Raw genomic sequence first — 19,214 nt, 5'->3', positions numbered from 1 at the left:
AAATGGAGAGAGCAGACATAGCGATTATCGGAACCGGACCTGGCGGCGTTTCTGCTGCGTTGACGGCAAAGGTAAGAAATAAAAATATTTTGCTGATCGGGAAAAAGCAGATGAGCGACAAGGTCAGCAAGGCGCATCAGATCATGAACTATCCGGGACTCCCGGCGGTGACCGGAGCGGATATGGCGAAGGCGTTTGAAAAGCAGCTTGCCATGATGGAGATCGATATTACGGACAGCCGGATCGGCACAGTCTATGCGATGGGCGACTATTTTGCAATCCAGGCAGGCGAGGAAGTGCTTGAGGCAAAGAGTGTGATCTTAGCGTGCGGCGTTGTCTCAGGCAAAACACTTCCGGGCGAGGAAGAGATGTTAGGACGGGGGGTCAGCTACTGTGCGACCTGTGATGCATGCTTTTATAAAGGAAAGAAGGTTGCCGTCATCGGTTACGGAAAAGATGCGGAACACGAAGCGGACTTTCTTGCGGAAGTGGCAGCAGAGGTACTTTATTTTCCAATGTATCAGGATGTACCTGGCGTATCAGAGCAGGTAACGGTGATCAAAGAACGTCCGAAGGAGATCTTTGGTGAAAAGAAAGTTGAGGGACTTCGCACAGAGCAGGGGGAGTACCTTGTGGATGGCGTTTTTGTACTGCGGGATGCCGTATCCCCGAAACAGCTTGTTCCGGGACTCGAATTAGACGGAAATCATGTAAAGGTCAATCTGTCGATGGAAACAAATATTCCGGGACTTTTCGTCTGTGGAGATATCACGGGAACACCGTATCAGTATATTAAAGCAGCCGGACAGGGCAATGTTGCGGCATTATCCGCAGTGGCTTATCTGGATGCGAAAAAACGCGAAGCCGGGAAGCAGTAAAGAGGCAGCCCGCATGAACAGAAATGTGTGGGACTAAAACCGGAACGTATTTTACAGCAAATATATCACAAAAAACAGTGTGTCATGCGCAAAGAACTGCGCAGGAAAGGAAAATATTATGGTAAAGAAAATTACAAATAACGATTTAAATGAGGCAAAAAAAGGAGTAGCAGTTGTTGATTTTTCCGCAGTATGGTGCGGACCGTGCCAGATGTTAGCACCGGTGATGGAAGAATTATCCGAGGAACTCTCCGGCAAGGCAGAGTTTTACAACGCAGATTCCGATGAAAACATGGGACTTGCACAGGAGTACCGCATTGTCAGCATCCCGGCAGTCATCGTGTTAAAAGATGGCGTGGAAGTGGCAAGAACGGTTGGATTCCAGCCGAAAGACGCAATGCGCAGCTTTATCGAGGAACATCTGAATTAGAAAGAACTGACTGTGAACTGGCACATCCTCTGGGAACAATCTGGATTGCAGAATGGTGTGCCGGTAGAAATGAGGATTATCATGCCAGATAAATACGATGCATTAAAACTGGAAAACCAGTTGTGTTTTCCACTTTACGCCTGTTCCAAAGAGATCGTGCGCAAGTACAAGCCTTTTTTAGATGAGCTTGACCTGACATACACGCAGTATATCGCGATGATGGTGCTCTGGGAACACAGACAGATCAGCGTGAAAGATATGGGAGCACTTTTATATCTGGATTCTGGCACACTCACGCCTGTCCTGAAAAAGCTTGAGCAGAAAGGCTATCTTGTACGCGCAAGGGACAGGGAGGATGAGCGTGTGTTAAATGTGACGATCACAGAACTCGGCGAAAAGCTGAAAGAGGATGCCGTTCTGGTGCCAAAAAAAATGGGCTGCTGCGTGTGTCTGGAGAAAGAAGATGCTGATGAGTTGTACCGGCTGCTGCACAAAGTGCTGGGAGTGCTTGGAAAAGAATGAAAATAAATCATATTTCAAACATTTGACAAGTGTATCTGCAACAGAAAGTTAAAGTGATTTCTCCCCCTAATCCAGTTGCACCCCACCAAACCCCTATGGTAAAATTATCCTTATAAGATTGCCGGAAAACAGGCAGTCATTTATGAAGAGTAGAAACCACTGGGGGTTTTGTTATGGAACAGGCAATGTTGATCGCAGTACTGATCGCGGCACTTGTGGGATTGTTTTTGTTTGACACGGTGCGTCTGCGGCGCATGCAGGCGCAGAGGGATGCAGCGAAAGAGGAAGTTGCAGAAGTAAAAACAGAGTTTTTGTCGCGCATCAGTCACGAGATCAAGACACCGATGAACGTGATCGTGGGGGCAACGGCGTTAGGACTTGAAGAGACGGAACATCCGGAGCGGATGGAAGAGTGCTTAAACCGGATACGCGGCGCGAGTGAATTTCTGATGGGACTTTTGAATGATCTGGTGGATATGTCTAAGATCGAAAACGGAAAGTTTCATCTTCATCCCAAGCCGTATTCGTTTACGGAATTTTTAAATGAAGTGGAAAATATGATGGAGCCGATGTGTGAGCGCAAATGGATCCGATTTCATATGCCGCATGAGGAGATCAACATTAATATGATGGTTGATCCGGTGCGGTTTTTCCAGATATTTTTTAATCTGCTCTCCAACGCGGTGAAGTTTACACCGGAGGGCGGGGAGGTCACATTCCGCATCTGTAATTATGCCACGCACAACAATCAATTTTGTGCCGACTATGTGGTGTCCGACAACGGAATGGGAATGAGCGAAGAGTTTCAGCAGATTCTCTTCCAGCCATTTACGCAGGAGAGCGTGAATCAGGGGGAACGGGGAAACGGAGCGGGACTCGGACTTGCAATCGTGAGAAGCATCGTTGATCTGATGGGAGGAACGATCGCAGTAAAAAGTGAGCCTCAGAAGGGTACGGAGATAAAAGTCCACCTTGAGATTGAGATTGCGGAGATACAGCCGGAAATCGAGGTGGAACATCGTTCCGCGGAGGAGATACAGAATATCCTGCGGGGAAAGAGGGTTCTGCTTGTGGAGGATCATCCACTTGATGTTGAGATCAGCAGGCGTATCTTAGAGCATGTGGCGGTAAATGTGATCAGTGCGCAGGATGGAAAAGCGGCATTAGAGCAGTTTAAAGCGGAAGAACCCTATCATTTTGATGCGATACTGATGGATATCCAGATGCCAAACATGAACGGTTTTGTTGCCGCGAGAGCGATAAGGAAGGTTGCAAAGCCGGATGCGCAGATCATTCCGATCATAGCATTGAGTGCAGACGATACGCTGGAAGATGTGAGAAAATGCAAGGAAGCGGGCATGAATGCACATATTGCAAAACCGGTTGAACCGCAAAAATTATATCAGATTTTGTGTGAGTACCTGCTTGCGCCGATTTAAGAGGCAATTTTATAACAGAAAAATCCAATGGGCTTTATAAAGACAATAGATAGTTCACAGAGACAAAAATTTGGAAAATAAGCATGAATAGAAAAGAAAAAAATCCGGCAGGGATGATTTTGCGCGCGGAGCGGATCAGACAGGGAAAGGGGCAGAAAGAAGTCTGCTATGGCATCTGTGTGGTTTCGTATTTAAGTAAAATCGAGCGTGGATCGGCGGAGCCGGATATGGCAATTTTAAAGCAGCTTTTTGCAAGACTTGAAATCAATTATGAGACAGATTCTGCGTTTCTTACTGAGAGCAGGAAACAGATGGATGAATTTTTTTACAATCTGCAATATGGGCTGGAAAATGAAACGGTATGGAAAAAACTTGCCGGAAAATGGGACAGGCTTTTGATGTCACCGCTTACAATCGATATCAGACTGGTGTCCGCAATTTATTACAGTGAGAGCGCGTGGAAAGAATTAGATAAAAGTTTTATCGAAAGTTTGATGAAAAAAGAAGCGGATGGAAATGACATACAGAATTTTTTGAATGAGAATGTCAGCACTTTAGCGCAGTTAGAAGACTGCATGGATGAAAAACAGTATGCCTATTACAGTCTGGTCTGTTCAAGACTCACAAAAGATCCGGCAGAGAAAATGGAGTGGTATCAGAAAGTACAGCACGGACTGCAGAACACGCTTGGCATGAGCTGTCTGATTTCCGGTTATTATGAACAGGCAGAATACGACGCAATTCACCGGATGGAGAACCGTTTTGTGACGGCGGCATTAGAAGAGGGAAATGTATATGCACTGGCGGATTATTATTTTATGAATGGAAGCGCATATGCATGTGTCGATATGGATGAGATGATGACCGTCTATTATGAGCGCACCAGAAGGCTATTACAGAATACCGGATGGTGGAAAGAATACGAGCAGGGATTATATTATAATATGGGGGCGACCTATCTTGCAGTTGGAAGATATGAGGAAGCACTCGATTGTTTAAACCGTGTCCGGTCAGAAGATTTCCTGCTCTGTCATAAAAAGGCATGGTTACATCTTCTCCTTGGAAATACCAGGGAGGCGGATCATTATCTTGCAATAATGAAGCAGTTACTTTTCCGGAAAGATATGAAGGGTAAGATGGCAGAACGTCTGATGTATGAGGAACTTTGCATGGAACAAAAGCCAGACTTTACGGCGGATCCGGCATATTTAGATCTGATCGAACGACTGATCAGGGCACTCATAAAAGAAAAGTCGTTTGGTTTCCTCTACCAGTATAAAAATGTGATCTTAGAAGCCTATACGAGGCAGCGAAAATATAAAAAGGCATTGGAGTTTAGTGAACAAATTTCCGCAAAGACCAGAAAAAGCACGTTTTAGCGTGCTTTTTTTGTACCGATTTTCCCAAATCAATTCGCTTTATCTAGTTTAAAGTGGAATATATAATAACTGTAGCAATCGATATATGATGTCTGGAATCCACTATTTGCTCCGGACATCATAATCTTTACGCTATACTACAAAACATGAAATGAGGGAAAACATGTCACACAAGCAAAAAACACTCTGGACAAAAGATTTTACCAGTATCACTATCGCAACCATTTTAACAGCCGTGGGCGGCGAAGCCATGAACCTGCCGATCAGCCTTTTAGTATTTGATGAAACCGGATCTACCTTCCTGTCCGCACTGGTGCTGATCTGCGGCGTCTTGCCGGACATTGTTCTTTCTGTTTTGGCAGCACCTTTGATCGACAAGGGCGGAAAGAAAAAATGGATTGTCGGACTGGATATTGTAACGGCGGTATTATATGCGGTGATGGGAGTCTATATCAGTGGTCATGCGTTCAACTATCTGCTGTATCTGATATTCGTTCTTGCGGTAGGGACAATCTCAGTGTTTTACCGCCTTGCATATGATGCATGGTATCCTAATCTGATCCCGAACGGGATGGAGCAGAAGGGATACGCGGTCAGCAATACGATATATCCGCTTGTCATCATTGCAATGTCCCCGGCGGCAACCTTTTTATATGAAAAAATATCCATGGCACATATTTTTTATCTGGTTTCTGGTATCACGATGGTATCTGTTGTCATAGAGAGCCGGATTCATGAGGAAAAAGAAGAAGCACAGGATGATTATACATGGAAGCAGTACTGTCAGGATATCAGGGAAGGATTTCATTATCTGAAAAAAGAAAAGGGGATTCGTAACATCTATACTTATATGAGTATCACAAGCGGTGTGTCAGATGGAAATACCGTACTGATCCAAGCGTTTTACCAGACAGTGCCGTGGCTTACGGTCACAATGCTTGGATTTTTAAAAAGTGCGGAAATGATCGGGAGGGGACTTGGCGGCATTTTCCAGTATAAAAAAGAAATACCGGTAAAAAAACGCTATGCGTTTACCAAATTTGTCTATACGGTCTATGGACTGATGGATATTTTACTTTTATATCTGCCATATCCGCTGATGTTGTGTAACCGTTTCCTTTGTGGGGCCCTTGGCATCTCAAGTGCGACCATCCGTGAGACAGCAGTGCAGAGCTATCTGCCCGAAAATATGCGGGCGCGTATCAACGCATTTTTTAATATGGTATTTGCGATCGGAAGTGTGGCATTCCAGATGGCAGCGGGAGCACTGGGGCAGATCATGTCTTATCGGTCAGCCATTCTGATGCTCTCAGTAGCAGAACTTACCGCTATGTTTTTACTGATTTGCATTCCGGCAAAAGAAAACCGCCCCGTATATGAGGCGGTTCGGAAAACGGAGTAGTGAGACACTGCAATTTTCCAGTCAGAGAACTGAAAACCACCTCTTTATACCCGTATAGCATTGCTTATAAATCTATCACTTTTACACCAGTGGTTTTATCTCGGGTGCTGCCTGACAGCGTGCCGTCGATTCTCTTTCAATGAGTCTTGCCCGGATCTGCGTCCGGCAGAACGGGATGTGGTGCACCAGAGAATTTAAAACGACGTAAGCGCATTTTCCAAGTTCATTGCGCTCCTGACGAACCGTGGTAAGCGGCGGCTCTAAGGAGGCAGAGAGCGGAAGATCATCAAAACCGACAACGCTGATATCCTCCGGAACACGGAAACCGCGCAGCTTACACTCAGCGATCACACCGGAAGCAATCAGGTCGTTGCCGCAGATGATCGCGGTCGCACCTGCGCCGAGAAACGTCGGGACGTGATATTTTGCGCTGTCTGCCACATAATAGCCGTAGGCGGTCAGCTTCTCATCAGCAGCCAGTCCATGAGCTTTCATGCTGTTAAAAAATGCTTCCTGGCGCTGCTCGGATACCATGGAGTGCAGGGAACCGTTTAAAAAAGCAATTTTTTTGTGGCCGAGGGTATACAGATGATCTACGGCTGCGTCGATACCTTCGTAATTATCGGTGCCGACATAGCAGACATTAGGATTTTTTTCGATATAGTTATCAAAGAGAACAGTCGGCATTGTGGTGTGGGAAAGCTGCTGCATCCATTCGTCATGCAGGGCGAATCCGACTAAAAAGGCACCGCAGAAACCGTTCTTTAACATGTATGTATCATATTTTTCTGTAAGCTGAAAAGCAGGTGTGACCGGGATAACGGTGACATCCCAATTATGGCGGAAAGCATTCTGTTTGAAACCGAGTACGATATCGTAGCCAAACTGATCTTCCGTTTCATATTCCATATTTTCGATAAAAACCGCCAGTTTGCGGTTCTCTTTTTTCTTTGACTTTTTGGTCGCATATCCCATTTCAACTGCAGTATCAAGAACCATCTGACGTAATTCTTCGCTGATGTCACTTGCGCCGTTTAAACCTTTTGATACGGTACTGACGGAAACACCGAGTCTTGTTGCAATATCTTTGATTGTTGCCATGGATAAGATCCTCTCCTTAGTAAAAACAGTTAATTCTTATATATTATATAAAGAAAAGAAAAAGTTGACAAGCAGACACACTAAAATTTTCGAAACTTTCGAGTGGTTTCGTTGTTAAAATAAACAAAAACGATATAGCAAAAACGGCAAATATAGCAAAAACGCTGTTAAAAGTTGCAAATTCGTTGACAAAAAACGTTTCCAGTAATAAAATTATCACAGATACGAAAAAAAGCGAAAAAAAAGAGAGGAAGGACCGGGGAAGATCATTGGATGCAAAAAGAATGGCAAGGGGAGCAGGAATCCTCTTAGCGATCACAAGTTTACCATCTTCATACGGAATTGGTACATTAGGAGATGCGGCATTCCAGTTTATAGATCTGCTGGTGGATTTAAAACAGCGTTACTGGCAGGTGCTGCCGATCGGTCCAACCAGTTTTGGAGACAGTCCATATCAGTCATATTCCGCATTTGCCGGGAATCCATATCTGATCGATCTGGATGATCTTGTGCAGGAGAAGCTGCTTAGTGTGGAAGAGATCCGAAGTTTCCATTGGGGAAATGATGAAGCGGATATTGATTATGCGATGATTTATGAGAACCGCTTTAAAGTTTTGAAAATGGCGTTCGCACGATTCGATATCGAAAATGAAGTTTTTGTAACGTTCTGTGAGGAAAATGCCAGATGGCTTTCTGATTATGCACTTTATACTGCATTAAAGAAACATTTTGGTGATGAGGAATGGCAGAAGTGGGACGAACCGCTTCGAAGCCGGGATCCTGAGGCATTAAAAGAGTATGAAACAACGTTACATACAGACATATTGTTCTATGAATTCTGCCAGTTTGAATTTTTTAAACAATGGAAAAAATTAAAAGAATATGCAAATAACAGAGGTATCCAGCTGATTGGTGATCTTCCGTTTTATGTGGCATTAGACAGTGTGGATGTATGGGCAAACCGGGAACTTTTCTTATTGGAAGAGGATGGGACGCCAAAAGGAGTTGCAGGTTCTCCGCCGGATGCATTTTCAGAGAATGGACAAAAGTGGGGAAGTCCAGTATACAACTGGAGCCGGATGGAAGAAGATGGATTTGCCTGGTGGCAGGCGCGCATGTTAGAACATGCAAAGCTGTTTGATGTGATACGGCTTGATCATTTTGCAGCGATCGTAAAGTATTATGTCGTACCGAACAAGGCAGAAGATGGAAGAAGTGGAAAGTGGAGTAGGGGACCTGGAAAGAAACTTACGGATGCAATCGAAAAAGTGATCGGAGATACACACATCATCGTTGAGGATATCGCAGGAAAGAGTCCGATACCGGGCGTGAAGAAGCTGATGGCAAGAACCGGATGGCCGGGCATCAAGATTTTGATGTTCGCATTTGGGGATGATACGGCAAACGAACATCTTCCACATAATTACACCGACTGCAATCTTGTCGTTTATGCGGGAACGCATGACAATGAAACAATTGTTGGTTACTTCAGGGACAAAACAGATTATGAGCTTGCTTATCTGTACGAGTATCTGAATATCAAATATAAAGAAGAAATACCGGATGCGCTGATCCGGGCTGCCTATGCAAGCATTGCAGATGTGGTGATCATACAGATGCAGGATCTGATGAAGCTTGGAAATGAAGCGCGGATGAATGCACCATCCACCGTCGGGAGAAACTGGAGATGGAGGATTGGAACCGATGAACTGAGTGAGGAGCGAAGGGCATGGATCCGGACGCTTGCGTCGGTTTATCACAGATAATTATGTTATAAAGTGCAGATTGCATTTTATATAAAAACAAAGTTCATGAAAACTTTTTGGGAAAAAGAAAAGGAGAGGAAAAAAATGAAAAAGAAAGCAGTGTCATTATTAATGGTAGCAGCTATGATGACAACCATGGCAGCAGGATGCGGAAACAAAGCCGCAAACAATGCTGGAAGCGATGCAGCAGCAGACAACAGCACAACAAGTGATGCAGCAGCAGAGGAGACCGCAGGTACTGAGGCAGCAGCCGTAGATACCGCAGGTACTGAGGCAGCAGCCGCAGATTCTGAAGATGAGCCATGGTCCGGTACAATTACAGTATGGAGCCCACAGGAAGATCAGGATACAGGCTGGCTTGCAAAAGAGTGTGACGCATTCAACGCAGCTCATCCAAACTGGGATATCACTTTCAATTATGGTGTATGTGCAGAGGGTGATGCAAAAGCAACGGTTACACAGGATGTTGAAAACTCCGCAGATGTATATATGTTAGCAAACGATAACATCCCGGATCTGGTATCTGCAAATGCATTAGCAGAGCTTGGAGGAAGCTATCTTGACTATGTAACTACAACAAACTCTGATTCTATTACAGCATCTGTTACTTACAATGATGCAGTAGTGGCATTCCCGTTTACATCAAATACATGGTTCATGTACTATGATAAGAGTGTATTTTCAGATGATGATATTAAGAGCTTTGATACCATGTTAGAAAAAGGAAAAGTTTCTTTCCCATTATCTAACTCCTGGTATATTCAGGCTTTCTATGTAGCAAACGGATGTACATTATTTGGTGATGGTACTGATGCAGCAGCAGGTGTCGATTTTAGTGGTGACAAGGCAGCAGCAGTTACTGAGTATCTTGTAGACCTTTGCAAGAATCCAAACTTCATTAATGATGCAGACGGAGCAGGTATTGCCGGTTTACGTGATGGCAGCGTTAATGCCATTTTCTCAGGTACATGGGATGCAGAATCTGTAAAAGAAGCTCTTGGCGATAACATGGGTGTTGCAGCTCTTCCTACTGTAAATATCGGAGGAACAGAGGGTCAGATGAAATCCTTCATAGGATCTAAAGCAATCGGCGTTAATCCAAATACAGAGAATATGCAGGTTTCCATGGCTTTAGCGGCTTACCTTGCAGGTGAAGATGCCCAGAAAGATCATTATGATATGAGAAATATCCTTCCTACAAATACAAACATTGCAATCTCAGATGATGAAATTGCTACGGCAGTTACAAAAGTTATGACAGATACATCTATCATGCAGCCATTAGTAAGCGAAATGAGCAACTACTGGTCACCGGCTGAGAACATGGGTAAAGCACTGGTCGCTGGTGAGATCACAGCTGATAACGCAGCAGAGAAAACAGAAGATATGAATACAACAATGAACACAGACATTGCACAGTAAAAAGATTTCTTCTGATAGAAATCCCAGGGTGCCCGGACGGGCATCCTGGATGTTTCTACATTGAGATTTAAAGGAGGCCCATAACGTGAAAAAGGCTGGAATGAAAAAAGGAAAAAATAAAGAATTTTCAACACCGTACACGGTTACAAATGCGGTGGCAAAAGGAAATATAATCACAAAACTTTCCCTGTTAATTATGGGCTTAGGAAATATTGCACATAAACAAATTGGAAAGGGAATCATGTTTCTTGCAGTAGAAGCTGCATATATCTGGTACATGATTCAGTCAGGAATTTATAATTTATCTATGCTGCCATCTCTTGGATGGAGAGAGCAGGAAAAAGTATGGAACGAAAAAAAGAGTATTTATGAATATACAGCAGGTGACCAGTCAGCACTGATTCTGTTGTATGGAGTGGCAACAGTTTATATTACAGCAATGTTTATCATTGTCTGGAGAGAGTCCGTAAAGAGCTCTTATAAATCGGAAGTGCTGGCAAAATCAGGAAAGCACTTAAACAACTTTAAAGAAGACTGCAAGAGTTTGTTAGATCAAAATTTATATAAATTACTGTTGGCAGCGCCGGTTATGGGAATTTTAATTTTTACGATCTTACCACTGATCTATAACATTACCATGGCGTTCACGAACTACAGTAAAGTCAACGATCATCTGGTATTATTTGACTGGGTGGGACTGGCAAATTTCAAGAAGATTTTAAACTTCGGTGACAGCATCGGCAAGCAGTTCTATTCCGTATTAGGATGGACACTGATCTGGGCCATTGTAGCAACCGCATTAAACTATATCCTCGGTATGATCTTAGCAATTATCATCAACCGTAAGGAGACAAAAGGAAAGGCATTTTGGAGATTCTGTTTTGTACTTTCCATCGCAGTACCGCAGTTCGTATCACTGCTGATCATGCGTACCATGTTACAGCCGACCGGTATCGTCAATACGCTGTTATTAAAATATGGTCTGATCGATACCGCATTACCGTTCTTTTCAAATGCAACATGGGCAAGAGTAACGGTTATTGTTATTAACCTCTGGGTAGGTATTCCGTATACGTTACTTCAGGTAACCGGTATTTTACAGAATATTCCGGGTGAACTTTATGAGGCAGCAAAGATCGACGGAGCGAATGCTGTACAGACTTTCTTTAAGATCACATTGCCTTACATGTTATTCGTTATGACACCGTACCTGATCACACAGTTTACGGGAAATATCAATAACTTCAATGTCATCTTCCTTCTGTCAGGTGGAAATCCTACTCCGGTGGATGCAACAGCAGGAAAGACAGACCTTCTTGTTACCTGGCTGTACAAGCTGACGGTTGATAAGAACTATTATAACTTAGGTGCTGTTATCGGTATTATGACATTTATTGTACTTGCGATCGTAGCATTGGTAACATATCGCAATACCGCATCCTATAAAGATGAGGAGGGATTCATGTAATGAACACGACACATACGAGTACAGCAGCAGTGGCTGCGAAAAAAAGTGGTGCATCCAATACGGCGAAAATCCGTAAAACAGTGATAAATGTGATTGTTCACATTTTCCTGGCAATACTGGCATTTATCTGGGTTCTCCCGATTTTCTGGGTAATCCTTACAAGTTTCCGTGGAGAGAAAGGTTCTTATGTAAGTACATTTTTCCCGAAAACCTATACATTTAATAATTACATCAAATTATTTACAGACACCAGTATTTTAAACTTTCCGAAGATGTTTATGAATACCTTTGTGATCGCAATTTTTACCTGCATCATTTCTACCATCTTTGTACTTTCAGTGGCATACAGTATGTCAAGAATGCGATTTAAGATGAGAAAACCGTTTATGAATATTGCGATGATCATTGGTCTGTTTCCATCTTTCATGTCCATGATCGCTGTGTACTATATTTTAAGAGCACTTAATTTAGCAGATGGTGCAATGATCCGTGTAGCACTTATCATCGTGTTCTCCGCCGGTTCCGGTGCAGGATTTTATGTTGCGAAGGGATTTTTTGATACAATCTCAAAATCGCTGGATGAGGCAGCGATTATCGATGGAGCGACAAGATGGAATGTATTTACAAAGATTACGGTACCGCTCAGTAAGCCGATCATCGTATATACGATTTTAACATCCTTTATGGGACCATGGGTTGACTTTATTTTCGGTAAAGTTATCTGCCGTGCAGATGCACAGTATTACACCGTATCCATCGGTCTTTGGAAGATGCTTGAGAAAGAGTATATCGATAGCTGGTATACCTGTTTCGCAGCAGGTGCAGTTGTGGTATCAATTCCGATCGCAATTCTGTTCTTAATGACACAGAAGTTCTATGTGGAAGGTATGAGCGGAGCTGTCAAGGGCTGATCCACAGGATACAAATGGAATATGAGGGCACATTTTGGTGTGTCATTGGGCAGATGGGGAGTCTGCCGGGAGAGCAGGGACGGTTTCGTTTCTGCTCTTTTTGCAATCAGAAGAAGTTAATGAATTGCCTGGTAAATTGTGGTTTGTTGAGGCATGCGTCGCCCACCTAAATGGTGTTTCGTAGGTTTGTGAGTGGCATCTTGCGCAAAGCCGGAGTAATTTTGGTTCCGTTGTACGAAAATAAGAAAAGTCTAAGTGTGTCTGAGTTAGATTTTCGCGAAGTGACGTGAACGGCAACAACGAGTCATCCATGACTCGATGCTGCCTTGTTCTGCCATCCATGGCAGAACATCACTGTGTAACTACAGACACACTAAGATTTTCTAATTTTCTCCCAAAGTCACAAAATCAGCTTCGGCTTTGCGCAAGATGCCAGCTGTCAGGTTGTGAACACCATTTGAGTGGGCGGTTCATCTCAAAACTGGGGCGTAGGTGTGGATTTTTGATATTCGCACGAATGAAAATATGCTTAAAATCCTAAGGTGCTGTATCATTGATATTCAGCCTGATGACTTGCTAGAATCTTAATCTGCTGTATTGTTATCAAACAGTATAGTCCACTACACCTCACTTTTCCGCTTTGCAGACTAAAAATTCATTCTGCATTATTTTGCTTAACAGCAGTTTTAAAATACAATAATAGTTTCATAAATTACCAGACTAATAACGCAGAATATTTTTTAATCAGATTCACACATAAAACACTAAAAATTTACGCACTACCCAAGGTTGTAAAATGAGTTCCCCAGCGAAGGGTGGTTCACAACCTTGCGGCTGGCAAATCGCATCAAGCCGGGACTTGTTTTGTGACTTTGGAAGAAAATTAGGCAATCTTAGTCTGCCTGTTCGTAACACAGTGTTGTGCTTCCACGGACGGCAGCACAAGTCCTAATGTGCCCGGACGGCACATTTAGGACGCACACGTCACTCCACCACAACCTAAGCAGGCAGACCTAGATTGCCTTATTTTCGGACAACGGAACAAAGCAGTCCCGGCTTGATGCAATTTGCCAATCGTAATCCCCCAGAACCACCCTACACAGGGAAACTCACATCACAACCACAAACCATCATTTGTTGGGGAACGCGTGTCGATAAGTTACGAACATTATTTGCCGTGGAATTTGTTAAATTTTTATGGGCAGTCTGGAGTGCAAAAAAAGCAGAAACATATTATAATAGAATGAAAAGCACAGTGACAAAGCTGTGCAGAAACGAGGGAAGAGATGAGAAAGAGAGTAATTGCGGCAATTTTAGCCGGCATGTTGATAGTTTCCGCAGGGGGATGTGGAAAAGGAGCAGTTTCTTCGGGGAATGTTGTGGATAATTCCGATGCGTCGGAGAGTTCTTTGAATGTTGTTGCAGAGGATACGGAGACTTCTGTTGGACAGGAGAAAAATGCTGATTCGAAGAATAGCAGTATAGCAGGGCTGAATGATACGGCAGGGACTGGAGAGGACGCAGACACACAAAATGCAGGAGTGACCGCACTTTCCCTGATGCAGCAGGTTAATACCGGTGATGAACAGATCATTGACGATAATTACCGTACCTGGTATGAGGTGTTTGTGTACAGCTTTTTTGACAGTGATGGAGATGGAATCGGAGATCTGAAAGGACTGACGGAAAAGTTAGATTATATCAATGACGGCGATCCATCAACTGATACGGATCTTGGATGTAACGGAATCTGGCTGATGCCGGTCATGCCATCTACGACCTATCATAAATATGATGTGACGGATTATCTTGATATCGATCCGGAATATGGTACGATGGAAGATTTTAAAAATCTGATCGCGGCATGCCATGAGAGGGGAATCAATGTCATTATCGATCTTGTCATGAACCATACTTCCTCCCAGCATGAATGGTTTAAAACGGCAGCAGATTACCTGAAAAACCGGCCGGAGGGAGCAGAGCCGGATGCGTCGGAGTGTCCTTATGTGGATTACTATAATTTTTCTAAGGAAATGCAGGGCGGTTACAGTAAGCTCGATGGTACAGACTGGTATTATGAGGCGCAGTTCTGGAGCGAAATGCCGGATTTAAACCTTGGCAGTCAGGCAGTCCGTGATGAATTTGACAAGATCGTGGACTTCTGGCTTGATCTGGGCGTGGACGGATTCCGCCTGGATGCAGCAAAAGAGTATTACAGCGGAAGTGTGGATAAAAACGTGGAGGTACTGTCCTGGTTTAATTCCATGGTAAAAGAGAAAAAAGAAGATGCTTATATCGTGGCAGAAGTATGGACAGATCAGAATACTTATGCAAAATATTATGAGAGCGGAATTGATAGCTGCTTTGATTTCTCTTTTGCAGACAGTACGGGTACGATTGCAAACGTGCTGAGAAATGGATCAGCTTCCTCTTACGGAAAAGCGCTCGTAAGCCTGCAGGATAACCTTTCACAGTATAGCGACAGTTATATTGATGCACCATTTTACACGAATCATGATATGGCGCGCAGTGCGGGTTATTACTCCGGGGATGACAGTGAAAAACAGATGAAGATCGCACAGGCGATGAACCTTATGATGTCGGGAAGTGCTTTTCTTTATTATGGAGAAGAACTTGGCATGAAGGGCTCCGGTAAGGATGAAAATAAACGTGCACCAATGTACTGGAGTGAAGATGCCACAACTGATGGAATGTGCAAAGGTCCTGCGGATATGGATTCCATAAAGATGAAATATGGTGCACTTGATACACAGGAAGCAGACGGAAATTCAATTTATCAGTTTATAAAACAGACGATAAAACTTCGGAATGAGTATCCGGAAATTGCCCGTGGAACAGTAAAGTTTGAGGAGAATATTTCAGATGACAAGGTATGTGTCATAAAGAAAACATATGGTGATTCGGAAATACTTCTGGTTTACAATCTTGCTCCGGAGAGTGCGGATGTAGATTTATCCGGAGTTACAGTTGGAGGAAAGAGCGGAAGTGATCTTGAAATTGGTGGAGTGTTGCTGACGGATGCAAAAGAAGCTGCTTTTTCCGATGGAACACTCACAATGCCGGGATATTCGGTAGTGATAGTGAAGTGAACTGGAGGGAGAAGGTGATATCATAAGTTAGAGCAATAAATTTTCCGCTAAATTGTGGTTTGTGGGGCTATGAGTTCCCCGGCTAAGGGTGGCGTCGCAGTTTTGTGAGTGGCAAATTGCATCAAGCCGGGACTGTTTTGTTTCCGTTGTCCGAAAATAAGAAACTCTAAGCATGCCTGATTCAGGTTGGGGCGGAGTGACGTGTGCGTCCTAAATGTGCCGTCCGGGCACATTAGGACTTGTGCTGCCGTCCATGGCAGCACAACACTGTGTTACGGACAGGCATCCTAAGAGTTTCTAATTTTCTTCCAAAGTCACAAAACGAGTCTCGGCTTGATGCGATTTGCCAGCCGCAAGGTTGTGAACCACCCTTCGCGGGAGAACTCATTTTACAACTTTGGGAGACGTAAATTTTTAGTGTTTTGTGTCTGAATCTGATTAAAAAATATTTCTAAATAACTATATTCAATAATTTATTATTTGTTTGATAACGCTGGCAAAAACCTTAATGTATTCCGCTATGCTCATGTTTATTGCCATACATATTTGAAGAATATTTTGTGTTATTGGTCTGGCAATTTATGAAACAATTCATGTAGTACAATGTAGCAGATGGAAATTTTGGCAAGTCATTAGTCTGAATATCAATGATACAGCACATTAGGATTTTAAGCATATTTCCATTTGTGCGAATATCGAAAATTCGCACCTACGCCCCCAGTTTTGAGATGAACCGCCCGCCCCAATGGTGTTCATAACCTGGAGACTGGCATCTTGCGCAAAGCCGAAGCTAATTTTGTGACTTTGGGAGAAAATTAGAAAAACTTGGTCTGCCTGTAGTTACACAGTGATGTTCTGCCACGGACGGCAGAACAAGGCTTCACGAGCCAAGGATGGCTCGTTGAACGCCGGTCACGTCACTCCGCCATAACCTAAATCAGGCAGACCTAGCTTTTCTTATTTTCGGACAACGGAACCCAAATTAACTCCGGCTTTGCGCAAGATGCCACTCACAGACCTGCGAAACGCCATTTGGGCGGGCGATTTATTTCATAAACAAATCATCATTTGTTTGGTAACTCATATTAGTAGTTCAGCAGGAAATCCGCAAACCGTGTATAGTAATCTTTCTGCTCGGAACGGCTGAACACGCCAAAATAGCATGTTCCGTCATAAATACCGTATTTTTTGATCCATGCGTTGTCAGTAAGCTCGATCGCACATGGGTAAGATTCGGATTCACCATCATCTGTGGAATAGATCAGATGATCTTTATACTTTTCTAATACATCATCGGAAATATAGGTGCGCAGGTCTAGACAGGCACCTTCGTTTGCATAATCTAAAAAGGTATCCCCTGTTCCAAAAAACAGATCCTGTCCACCGGCTCCGACCATTGTGGAGAGCACCATATAATCTTCATAACTGGAAGCGGAAGCTGCATCTGAACTTTCCGGAAACTGCAGGTTTGTAGAAACGTCGATGGGCTGCTGTTTTTTATCATAGCCGGCAGTATCTGAAAATTCGTCAAAAGCAGCATCGGCATTTTCGCTGGTTGTCTGTACATTGATCATAATTACACTTAAGATCGGTTTGCGGTAAGAAACAAAATGATATGTAAGACCGATCACGATACCACCGATCACAATCACTGATAAAATGTGCAGTCTGTAATAGTCCCAGATGTACTGGACTTTTGCTTTGCTTGAGAGTGCCTTAAAATCTGTCTTTTTTTCCATGGTAATCCTCATTTCTAACAGTCTTATCGTGATTTCACATCACATGATGAGGCATTGGTACATATTGACCTCATTTCACTAGAATAACACACATGAAAAAATGAAAAAAGTACCAATTCGTGAAGTTTTTCTAAAATATTGCAGACGTGATCAGCTGGTCATTGTCTCTAAGCATCCAAGGATTTTTGAAACATCAGTGACGATTTGATCATCAGAAAACTGCTGCGGGTGATGTACAAAAGCCAGAATTGTCTGAAATATGCCGCCGGAGAGGAAGGAAGCAAGCAGTTCCGGACTGACAGAGAAGGTTACGCCTTTTTGACTACAATGAAAAAAAGGATTGATACACTTGTTGCTAATTATAATACGTTAGATATGGGAATCAGTGATTATACCGGTGCAGTAAAGAAGAAGTGGAATGGTTATAAATGACAAAGGAGAAAATTATCTATGAGCAAAAAAAATAAAAAAATTTACTGTTGATGTTTTTATGTGTAATTGTAATTCTGGGATTCAGAAGTAGTACGGTACAGGCTGCGATGGCAGATTTGGCAGTGGATTATGAGATGGGGACGGAATATACTGGGTATGTAACCGGAACGTATGGACAAGATACAGAGGAGGTTGGAGTCAGGCGAAACTGAGTAGAGAACTTTCAGTGGGGACATATTACTTAAAATAGATGATAATGGTGGCAGAGGAATACAGTCATTTGATTTTAAGTTTATAATTCAGGCAGAAAAACAGATCAAACTCTCCAAAGGCACACTAAAATCTTAAAAAGTACCAAAAAAGGTCAGATGACCGTGAAGTGTGCATCCGCAAAAAATGCCATTGGTTACAGGATACAATATTCTACAGATTATAAATTCAAAAAAGGTGTCAAAACAGTGTATTCAGCAGGCACAACCAGGACAATAAAAGGGCTGAAAAAGGGAAAACGATATTACGTAAAGGTTTGTCCATACACGGTATATGATGATGGTACGAAGGTCTACGGACAGAATTCGTATGTGAAAACGGTTGTGGTAAAAAAGAAATAACAGAATAAGATGATTGAGAGGGATGTTGTGTTGAGTGCAATGTCCTTCTTTTTTATTCATGTAAAAACAGGTGTAATCTTTGGCTTTATCAAAGATGCAAAAAACGAGTTTCGAATGAAACTCGTTTTTTACATAACAAAAGCGGGTGATGGGAATCGAACCCACGTATCCAGCTTGGAAGGCTGGTGTTCTACCATTGAACTACACCCGCATGAGATATATGAAACTGAATACTGCTGAGCAGAAACGGTTGTTTCTGCTCTAATGCCCAGTTCCGGAATCGAACCAGAGACACGAGGATTTTCAGTCCTCTGCTCTACCAACTGAGCTAACTGGGCGTCTCACAGCAAAATCTATTTTAAAGGATAAAAACCTTGCTGTCAAGTGAAAAATGCAAATTTTTTTAAATTTTCAAATTTTTTAAAAATTTATGATTTTTTCTAATTAGGATGAGTTGTAAGATAAATGATGATTTGTTTATGAAATAAATCGCCCGCTCAAATGGTATTTCGTAGGTTTGTGAGTGGCATCTTGCGCAAAGCCGGAGTTAATTTTGGTTTCGTTGTCCGAAAATAAGAAAAGCTAGGTCTGCCTGATTTAGGTT

14 protein-coding genes and 2 tRNA genes are annotated in these 19,214 nt (G+C 43.0%); 12 read left to right on the top strand and 4 right to left on the bottom strand.

The window, feature by feature from the left end; genetic code table 11:
- Positions 1-2: 2 nt before the first annotated feature.
- From DW650_RS14920 to DW650_RS14895, 6 genes are all read left to right on the top strand, one after another.
- A complete protein-coding gene (locus tag DW650_RS14920; RefSeq protein WP_330414662.1) occupies positions 3-878 on the top strand; it encodes an NAD(P)/FAD-dependent oxidoreductase in 876 nt (291 codons plus the stop codon).
- A 115-nt stretch (positions 879-993) separates the two neighbouring features.
- Positions 994-1,308, top strand: coding sequence for a thioredoxin (gene trxA / locus DW650_RS14915; RefSeq protein ID WP_334290575.1), 315 nt, complete (start codon positions 994-996; stop codon positions 1,306-1,308).
- An 81-nt stretch (positions 1,309-1,389) separates the two neighbouring features.
- Complete coding sequence (locus DW650_RS14910) at positions 1,390-1,830, top strand: MarR family winged helix-turn-helix transcriptional regulator (RefSeq protein ID WP_148399335.1); 441 nt, start codon at positions 1,390-1,392, stop codon at positions 1,828-1,830.
- A 173-nt stretch (positions 1,831-2,003) separates the two neighbouring features.
- The gene (locus DW650_RS14905; protein WP_118210380.1) at positions 2,004-3,269 is read left to right on the top strand and encodes an ATP-binding protein; all 1,266 of its coding nucleotides are present in this window, start codon (positions 2,004-2,006) and stop codon (positions 3,267-3,269) included.
- 83 nt (positions 3,270-3,352) lie between these two features.
- Positions 3,353-4,648, top strand: coding sequence for a helix-turn-helix domain-containing protein (locus DW650_RS14900; RefSeq protein ID WP_118210379.1), 1,296 nt, complete (start codon positions 3,353-3,355; stop codon positions 4,646-4,648).
- Positions 4,649-4,811: 163 nt separating this feature from the next.
- Positions 4,812-6,050, top strand: a complete 1,239-nt coding sequence (locus DW650_RS14895; RefSeq protein ID WP_118210378.1) for an MFS transporter — start codon at positions 4,812-4,814, stop codon at positions 6,048-6,050.
- Positions 6,051-6,131: 81 nt separating this feature from the next.
- Here the strand turns inward: DW650_RS14895 and DW650_RS14890 are convergent, their stop codons facing one another.
- The gene (locus DW650_RS14890; protein WP_118210377.1) at positions 6,132-7,151 is read right to left on the bottom strand and encodes a LacI family DNA-binding transcriptional regulator; all 1,020 of its coding nucleotides are present in this window, start codon (positions 7,149-7,151) and stop codon (positions 6,132-6,134) included.
- Positions 7,152-7,435: 284 nt separating this feature from the next.
- Here DW650_RS14890 and malQ point away from each other — a divergent pair, with 284 nt between their 5' ends.
- From malQ to DW650_RS14865, 5 genes are all read left to right on the top strand, one after another.
- A complete protein-coding gene (gene malQ, locus DW650_RS14885) occupies positions 7,436-8,917 on the top strand; it encodes a 4-alpha-glucanotransferase (protein WP_118591469.1) in 1,482 nt (493 codons plus the stop codon).
- An 84-nt stretch (positions 8,918-9,001) separates the two neighbouring features.
- A complete protein-coding gene (locus DW650_RS14880; protein WP_118210375.1) occupies positions 9,002-10,339 on the top strand; it encodes an extracellular solute-binding protein in 1,338 nt (445 codons plus the stop codon).
- Positions 10,340-10,439: 100 nt separating this feature from the next.
- Entirely contained in the window at positions 10,440-11,807 is a 1,368-nt protein-coding gene (locus tag DW650_RS14875; protein WP_044999520.1) for a carbohydrate ABC transporter permease, read from the top strand.
- Positions 11,807-12,718 (top strand): sugar ABC transporter permease, encoded by a 912-nt coding sequence (locus DW650_RS14870; protein WP_117921132.1) that lies wholly within the window; start codon positions 11,807-11,809, stop codon positions 12,716-12,718. Before DW650_RS14875 ends, DW650_RS14870 begins: the two co-directional genes overlap by 1 nt.
- A 1,286-nt stretch (positions 12,719-14,004) precedes the next feature.
- On the top strand, positions 14,005-15,828 hold the full coding sequence (locus tag DW650_RS14865) for an alpha-amylase family glycosyl hydrolase (protein WP_118210374.1): 1,824 nt from the start codon (positions 14,005-14,007) through the stop codon (positions 15,826-15,828).
- A gap of 1,085 nt (positions 15,829-16,913) precedes the next feature.
- Here the strand turns inward: DW650_RS14865 and DW650_RS14860 are convergent.
- Positions 16,914-17,567 carry a transporter gene (locus tag DW650_RS14860; protein ID WP_118210373.1) on the bottom strand — a complete coding sequence of 218 codons (654 nt, stop codon included), beginning with the start codon at positions 17,565-17,567 and terminating at the stop codon, positions 16,914-16,916.
- Between the two features lie 204 nt (positions 17,568-17,771).
- Here DW650_RS14860 and DW650_RS14855 point away from each other — a divergent pair, with 204 nt between their 5' ends.
- Positions 17,772-17,999: a hypothetical protein gene (locus DW650_RS14855; RefSeq protein WP_118210372.1), complete on the top strand. Its 228-nt coding sequence runs from the start codon at positions 17,772-17,774 to the stop codon at positions 17,997-17,999.
- Positions 18,000-18,750: 751 nt separating this feature from the next.
- On the opposite strand, the gene DW650_RS14845 is transcribed toward DW650_RS14855, so the two are convergent.
- Positions 18,751-18,821: transfer RNA gene (locus DW650_RS14845), tRNA-Gly, on the bottom strand.
- Positions 18,822-18,875: 54 nt separating this feature from the next.
- Positions 18,876-18,948 (bottom strand) — tRNA-Phe (locus DW650_RS14840).
- Between the last annotated feature and the right edge of the window lie 266 nt (positions 18,949-19,214).

This window comes from Roseburia sp. AM23-20 (assembly GCF_003470905.1).
Classification (GTDB): Bacteria; Bacillota; Clostridia; order Lachnospirales; family Lachnospiraceae; genus Roseburia; species Roseburia rectibacter.
Note: the sequence above shows the minus strand (reverse complement) of the source record. Positions and strands in the feature narration are given on the sequence as shown.